Genomic DNA, 6,137 nt, shown 5'->3' with positions numbered 1-6,137 from the left:
AATCGATTTCTTGTGCGTTGCACAAAATTCTGCCCTGCGCAACGGGCGGGCCGCGCCGGCCGCGTGCAGGTCGAAGCCGACCTGACGATTCCCGGCCATCCCGAGATCTTCGCGATCGGCGACACCGTTTCGATCAATGCCTGGAACGGCAATCCGGTGCCCGGCATCGCGCCGGCCGCCAAGCAGCAGGGGCGTCATGTCGCCGAGACCATCAAGGCGCGGCTGCGCGGAGAGACGAAGGGAGCGTTCCGCTACAAGCATGCCGGCAGCCTGGCCCAGATCGGCAAGCGGCTCGCCGTGATCGACTTCGGCCGCATCAAGCTGCGCGGCACGATCGCGTGGTGGATCTGGGGCATCGCCCACATCTACTTCCTGATCGGCCTGCGCCACCGCCTCAGCGTCGCCCTGAGCTGGCTGTGGATCTACGCCCGCGACCAGCGCGCCGCGCGGCTCATCACGCAGGGAAGCAGCAAGGTGGTGTAGCCTTTCTTCCTTCTCCCCGCAGAAGGTGGCGCGAAGCGCCGGATGAGGGGTCGTATCCGCGCGCTCACTGCAAGAGAGCCGCGCGCGGAGAGAACCCCTCACCCGGCTTCGCTTTGCGAAGCCACCCTCTCCCACAAGGGGAGAGGGTGCAACAGCGCATCCTGCTATAGCTACTTCACCAGCTCGCAGCCGCCGTCCGCCAGCGGACGAAACGCCTGGTCGGCCGGAATGGTCGAGATCAGCTTGTAGTAATCGTACGGATATTTCGACTCCTCCGGCTTCTTCACCTCGAACAGGTACATCGGGTGCACGACACGGCCGTCCTGGCGGATCGCGGTGTCGCCGAACAGCTTGTCCTTGCCTTTGAACTTCTTCATCTCCGGCACGACGTCCTTCGCGTTGTCGCTGCCGGTAGCAGCGACCGCGTTGAGGTACGCAAGCGTGGAGGCGTAGACGCCGGCCTGGTTGCCGCTCGGCATCTTGCCGTTCATGCCCGGACGCGCCGCGAAGCGCTTGGCGAAGGCGCGGGTGTCGTCATTCATGTCCCAGTAGAAGGCCTCCATGAGCTGGAGCCCCTGCGCGACCTTGATGCCCATGCCGTGGATGTCGTTGATGAACAGCAGGAACGCGACGAGCTTCTGCCCGCCCTGCTGGATGCCGAACTCGGCGGCCTGCTTCACCGTGTTGATGGTGTCGCCGCCGGCATTGGCGAGGCCGATCACCTGCGCCTTCGAGCTCTGCGCCTGCAACAGGAACGACGCGAAGTCGGACGTCCCGAGCGGATGCTTCGAAGAGCCGATCACCTTGCCGCCGTGCCCTTCGATGTATTTCTGCGCCTCCGCCTCGATGCCTTTGCCGAGCGCATAGTCGACCGTGAGGAAATACCAGTCCTTGCCGCCGCGCGACATCATGGCAGCCGCGGTGGTGTTGCCCGTGGCCCAGGTGTCGTTGACCCATTGGATGGTGTTGGGCGAACAGGCCTTGCCGGTGAGATCGGCGCTCGCGGTCGATGACGCCAGGAACGTCATGCGGCTGTCGCGCAGAAGCGTGTTGATCGAAAGCCCGACCGCGGAATTGGGGACGTCGACGATCGCGTCGACGCCGTCGATATCGAGCCATTTGCGGGCGATCGCATTTCCGACATCGGCCTTGTTCTGGTGGTCGGCGTAGACGATCTCGACCTTGATGTTCTTGCCTCCGCCGTTGAAATCTTCCGCCGCCATGCGCGCGGCCTCGACCGAGCCCATCCCGTTGGTATCCTGGAAGATGCCGGAGATGTCGTTGAGCACGCCGACGCGCACGACATTGTCCGATACCTCGGCACTGGCCGCGCCGCTCATCAGGCTCGCGGCCAGCGCAAGCGTCCACTTCAGGTGTTTCATCGTTCCTCCCCCTTTTGTTGTCTCGTTGTCCCCGGCGTCAGGCCGGCGTGATCGTCACCGGCAGGCTGTCGAGCCCGCGCAGCGTGTTGTTGAAGCGGCGTGTCGGTTCGCCCGTGATCTCGATCCTGGCGATCCGGCGCGCGAGCGCCGCAAGCATGGTCTCGCCCTCGAGCCGCGCCACGAGCTGGCCGACGCACATGTGGATGCCCGAGCCGTAGCCGACATGGCCGGACGTACGACGAGTGATGTCGTAGCTGTCCGGCTTGTCCCAGCGGCGTGGATCGCGATTGGCGGCGGCGAGAAACATCAGCACTTTCTCGCCTTCGCCGATCGTCGCGCCGGAAAGCTCGACCTCGCGCGTGGTGGTGCGGAAGAAGGTCTGCACCGGGCTCTCGAAGCGCACGGCTTCCTCGAACGCGTTGCGCGCGAGCGTGAGGTCGCCGCGCAGGCGCTGCCACTGATCGGGGAAACGTGCCAGGCAATAGACGGCGGCACCGATACCGTTCACGGTGGTGTCGAGGCCGGCGGAGAGCAGCGAGCGCACCAGCAACGGCGCTTCCGTGGCCGTGATCGCACCCTCGTCGACATGGGCATGGATGCAGGCGCCGATGCCGCCGGGCGTGAGGTTCTCGCGCTGGCACTGCTCGGTGACGTAGGTCTGGTGCGGCGCCGACCGCGCGATCGCGTCCTGGCGCAACTGGTTCGGCGGACCGAAGGCGTTGAACACGAGGCTCGCATAGGGAATGAGATGGTCGCGTCCCTCCGGCTTCAGGCCGAGCGCGTCGGGAAAAATCGAGAGCGGATAGGCTTCCGCAAGATCCGTGATCGCATCGAAGCTGCGCTTATCGAGCAACACATCGACGCGCTCCTCGGCCGCCGCGGCGAAGCGATCGCGCAGCCCCTTCATCACCGTCGGCGACAACACCTTCGACAGCACGGCCCGGGTGCGGGTGTGCTCGGGAGGATCGGCCTCGAGGATCAGGCTCGGCGGCCGCCAGGGCTTTTCCTTCTTGAAGTCGGAGAGGCCGACGCCGCGGCTGGAACAGAACGTCGCGGGATCGTTCAGCACGGCATGAACCTCCGCATAACGCGCCACGCCGTAGAGCTTCCATTTGTCGAGATAGACGACCGGCCCCGTCTCCCGCAGCAATTCATGCGTGGGATAGGGATCGGCAAAAAAGTTCATGTCGAAGGGATCGACGTCGAGATGCGGGACGGCGGTTGCGGAAGAGCCGGGCGCGCTCATGGAAGTCCTCCCCCATTTTGAACTTGTGAAACAGCCGCGGTTACTCTTAGGTCTCCGGACACGCCGCGAGTCAAAACCCCGATATGCCGCCGTCCTCGACCCGAGCCCGCCAGAAGCCAGCGCCCGCCGACACCGGGCCGCTGCTCGACCTCGACCGCTACGTCCCGGCCTTCATCACCTTCATCGCCAACAAGCTCTCGAACAGTGCGACCGCGTTCTACCAGCGGCAATTCGGCGTCAACGTCACGGAGTGGCGGATCATGTCGCTGCTGGCGATTGAGCCCGGCATTCCGGCCGCGCGCATCTGCCACGTCATCGGCTTCGACAAGGGTCCCGTGAGCCGGACGCTGGCCGGGCTCGAGAAGCGCGGGCTGGTGTCGATCCGCACCGATCCGAACGACGGCCGCACCCATTCGATCGCGCTGACGGCGAAGGGCCGCAATACCCATGACAAGGTGATCGCCGCGGCATTCGAGCGCGAGCGACGCCTGCTGTCGTGCCTGAACAAGGACGAGCGGGAGGTCCTGATCGATTTGCTGCGCCGGCTGCACGAAAATCTGGGCGCGGTCACGGGCGGCGCGGATACCTGACAGACCGCACGTCGGGTGCAGTCCCCTGTCATTGTCCGGCATGCGCAGACATCTGCCTGCGGCACCCTTCCGGCCGAGCATGGTTTCCTCCAGGATCAGGCGCGGCGGTTTGCCCGCCGTCGTCCTTGTCTGGAACGGTTCGCACAAATTAGTTGCTTCGGCAACAAAGAATTCTTTGGGCCATTGCGACAGGATGACTGGCATATTCCCGCTCGCCATTGCGAGGAGCAATCCAGACTGCACCGGTCCGGAAAGCGCCTGGATTGCTTCGCTTCGCTCGCAATGACGATGAAGAGCGCGCGACCCTACGCTCGCGTGTCCCGGATGCGCTGGAGCGTGAAACACCGCTGCGCAGAGCGAGAACCCAGGTCGTCGCGCGCAACAAGAGACGGACGCCGGCTCTGCAGTGCACCTATCAGGTGCTGCGCTGCGTCCGGGCACGGGAGCTTCCGGATGAAAAGAGTTCTTATTTGCTGCAGCCGATCCACTCGGCCGACATATCGTCGTTCAACCGGGCCACAGCATCGGCCCGCCGCGTCAGCACGGCGCGCTGATTGATGTAGCCCTTGTCGGTGATCTCGCTGCCGTCGACAGAGGCCGGCTCGGCAAGCAGAAGCGCGCGCGTGGCATGGCCGGACGAGTTGGCGCTTTGCTGCTTCAGTTTCGCGAGCCCCTGGGCAATCGCGGTCCTGACCTTGTCGTGCGCCAGCACGTCATTCACGTGTGCCGTTTCACTCATGCCGGCGCGGGCACGGCAGGCGGCGATGTTCGGAAACACCAGGAAGCGCACCTCGTCCCCGCCATGACCCGTCACGACGATGTCCTGCGCCAGCGGTGCCAACGCCGCGATGCCGGCAACACGCAGCGTGCCGACGCTGACCCAGGTCCCCGAATTGAGCTTGAAGTCTTCCGCGACGCGGCCATCGAAGAACAAGCCGCGCTCCGGCCGCGCGGCATCGGCGAGCCTCACGGCATCACCGATGAGATAAAACCCTTCCTCGTCGAACGCCTGCTTCGTCAGTTCCGGCGCTTTCCAGTATCCCGGCGTGACGTTGGGTCCGCGGACCCGCACTTCCAGCTTGTCGCCGGACGTGACGAGCTTCAGTTCCGTTCCCGGAATCGGCACGCCGATATTGCCGGAGCGTTCCGCGAGGAAATGGCAGTCGGTCGCGAGCGGTGAAGTCTCGGTCGAGCCCCAGGCGGAGACCATCGGCAGCGGACGGCCGACCGTCTCGACGGACAATTGCGCGAGCGCGTCCCAGAGATTTTGCGGCAGCGCCGCGCCGGCATAGAAGGCAAACTTCACTTCTCTGAAGAAGCGGCGGCGCAGTTCCTCGTCGCCACGCAGCGCCGCGATCAGCATGTCGAAGCCGCGAGGCACGTTGAAATAGACCGTCGGCATCACGCTCCTGAGATTGGCGAGCGAGGTCGCGAACAAGCCGGGCGCGGGCTTGCCACCGTCGACATAGAGCGAGCCGCCGTTGCGCAGCACGAGATTGAAATTGTGGTTGGCGCCGAAGGTGTGGCTCCAGGGCAGCCAATCGAGAATGACGAGGTTGTCGCGGCTCTGCTCCAGAAACGCCCAGGTCTGCGCCTTCGCCTGCTGGCTCGATGTCAGCATGCGCTGGGTGTTGATGACCGCCTTGGGCGTTCCGGTCGAACCGGAGGTGAAGAGAAATTTCGCGATCGTGTCCGGCGTCACCGCGGCGAAGGCCTTCGCGACGTCGGGCGTTTCGGGCGTTGCCGCAATGGCGCGGAAGGCGAGCGCATCGGCGTCATCGCCATTGCTGCTGATGATCTGCGCCGTGTGCAGCGGCTTGATCGCAGCCACCGCCGCCGCGAACGGCGTGGTCGCGGAAACATGGATCGCACCTGGCTCGAGCAGCGTGATCATGCTCTTCAGCTTGTCGAAGTCCTTTGACATCAACGAGTAGGCCGGCGAGATCGCCGCCGAGGGCACGCAGACATGCTGGGCCGCGAGCGCGAGCAGCGCGTGGTCGATGCCGTTGTCGGAGAGGATCACGATCGGGCGGGCGGCGCTGAGGCCCTGTGCCAGAATCCAGGAGGCCGCTCCGCGCACCTGACGCAGCGCCTGCGCATAGGTGACTGTGGTCCAGGGCACCTCGACGCTGGAGCGCTCGGCCAGGAAGATGTTGTCCGGAGTCTGCCGCGCCCAATGCTCGAGCCAGTCACCGATGCAGCGCGCGCCATCACGCAATTGCTCGGGTGAACGGAGCAAGATGCTGCCGTCCGCGCGATGCTCGGCCACGGTCCTGGGCGTTGCGAACAGGCTTGAAGCGTCTCCGCGCGGAGCAGGCGTCGTCATCGGTTTCCTCCTCGCCCGGAATCCGGGATCGGCCGCAAGCCTCGTTCCGGGCTGCTTCGGCCATAATGTTGGGCAGGACAATTGTTGTCGTCAACAACAATCTTTCCTCC

The 6,137-nt window shown here is 65.0% G+C and carries 5 protein-coding genes; 2 read left to right on the top strand and 3 right to left on the bottom strand.

Annotated features, from left to right (window positions below; genetic code table 11):
- Nucleotides 1-483 (top strand): NAD(P)/FAD-dependent oxidoreductase (locus QM712_RS21210; protein WP_415025093.1); only part of this gene is annotated, 483 nt, incomplete at its 5' end.
- A 170-nt stretch (nt 484-653) separates the two neighbouring features.
- On the opposite strand, the gene QM712_RS21205 is transcribed toward QM712_RS21210, so the two are convergent.
- The gene (locus tag QM712_RS21205; RefSeq protein ID WP_415025092.1) at nt 654-1,865 is read right to left on the bottom strand and encodes an ABC transporter substrate-binding protein; all 1,212 of its coding nucleotides are present in this window, start codon (nt 1,863-1,865) and stop codon (nt 654-656) included.
- 37 nt (nt 1,866-1,902) lie between these two features.
- A complete protein-coding gene (locus tag QM712_RS21200; RefSeq protein ID WP_415025091.1) occupies nt 1,903-3,111 on the bottom strand; it encodes a cytochrome P450 in 1,209 nt (402 codons plus the stop codon).
- Nucleotides 3,112-3,194: 83 nt separating this feature from the next.
- Here QM712_RS21200 and QM712_RS21195 point away from each other — a divergent pair, with 83 nt between their 5' ends.
- Nucleotides 3,195-3,701: a MarR family winged helix-turn-helix transcriptional regulator gene (locus tag QM712_RS21195; RefSeq protein ID WP_415025090.1), complete on the top strand. Its 507-nt coding sequence runs from the start codon at nt 3,195-3,197 to the stop codon at nt 3,699-3,701.
- A gap of 466 nt (nt 3,702-4,167) precedes the next feature.
- Here QM712_RS21195 and QM712_RS21190 read toward each other — a convergent pair whose 3' ends face one another.
- Nucleotides 4,168-6,027, bottom strand: coding sequence for a feruloyl-CoA synthase (locus QM712_RS21190; protein WP_415025089.1), 1,860 nt, complete (start codon nt 6,025-6,027; stop codon nt 4,168-4,170).
- Nucleotides 6,028-6,137: the final 110 nt, after the last annotated feature.

Origin of the sequence: Bradyrhizobium sp. (assembly GCF_047605465.1) — a bacterium.
GTDB lineage: Bacteria > Pseudomonadota > Alphaproteobacteria > Rhizobiales > Xanthobacteraceae > Bradyrhizobium.
Note: the sequence above shows the minus strand (reverse complement) of the source record. Positions and strands in the feature narration are given on the sequence as shown.

What these genes read in the sequence shown, in the direction of transcription:
- QM712_RS21205 (WP_415025092.1), bottom strand. Translation starts at nt 1,865, where the DNA reads ATGAAACACCTGAAGTGGACGCTTGCGCTGGCCGCGAGCCTGATGAGC.
- QM712_RS21200 (WP_415025091.1), bottom strand. Translation starts at nt 3,111, where the DNA reads ATGAGCGCGCCCGGCTCTTCCGCAACCGCCGTCCCGCATCTCGACGTC.
- QM712_RS21195 (WP_415025090.1), top strand. Translation starts at nt 3,195, where the DNA reads ATGCCGCCGTCCTCGACCCGAGCCCGCCAGAAGCCAGCGCCCGCCGAC.
- QM712_RS21190 (WP_415025089.1), bottom strand. Translation starts at nt 6,027, where the DNA reads ATGACGACGCCTGCTCCGCGCGGAGACGCTTCAAGCCTGTTCGCAACG.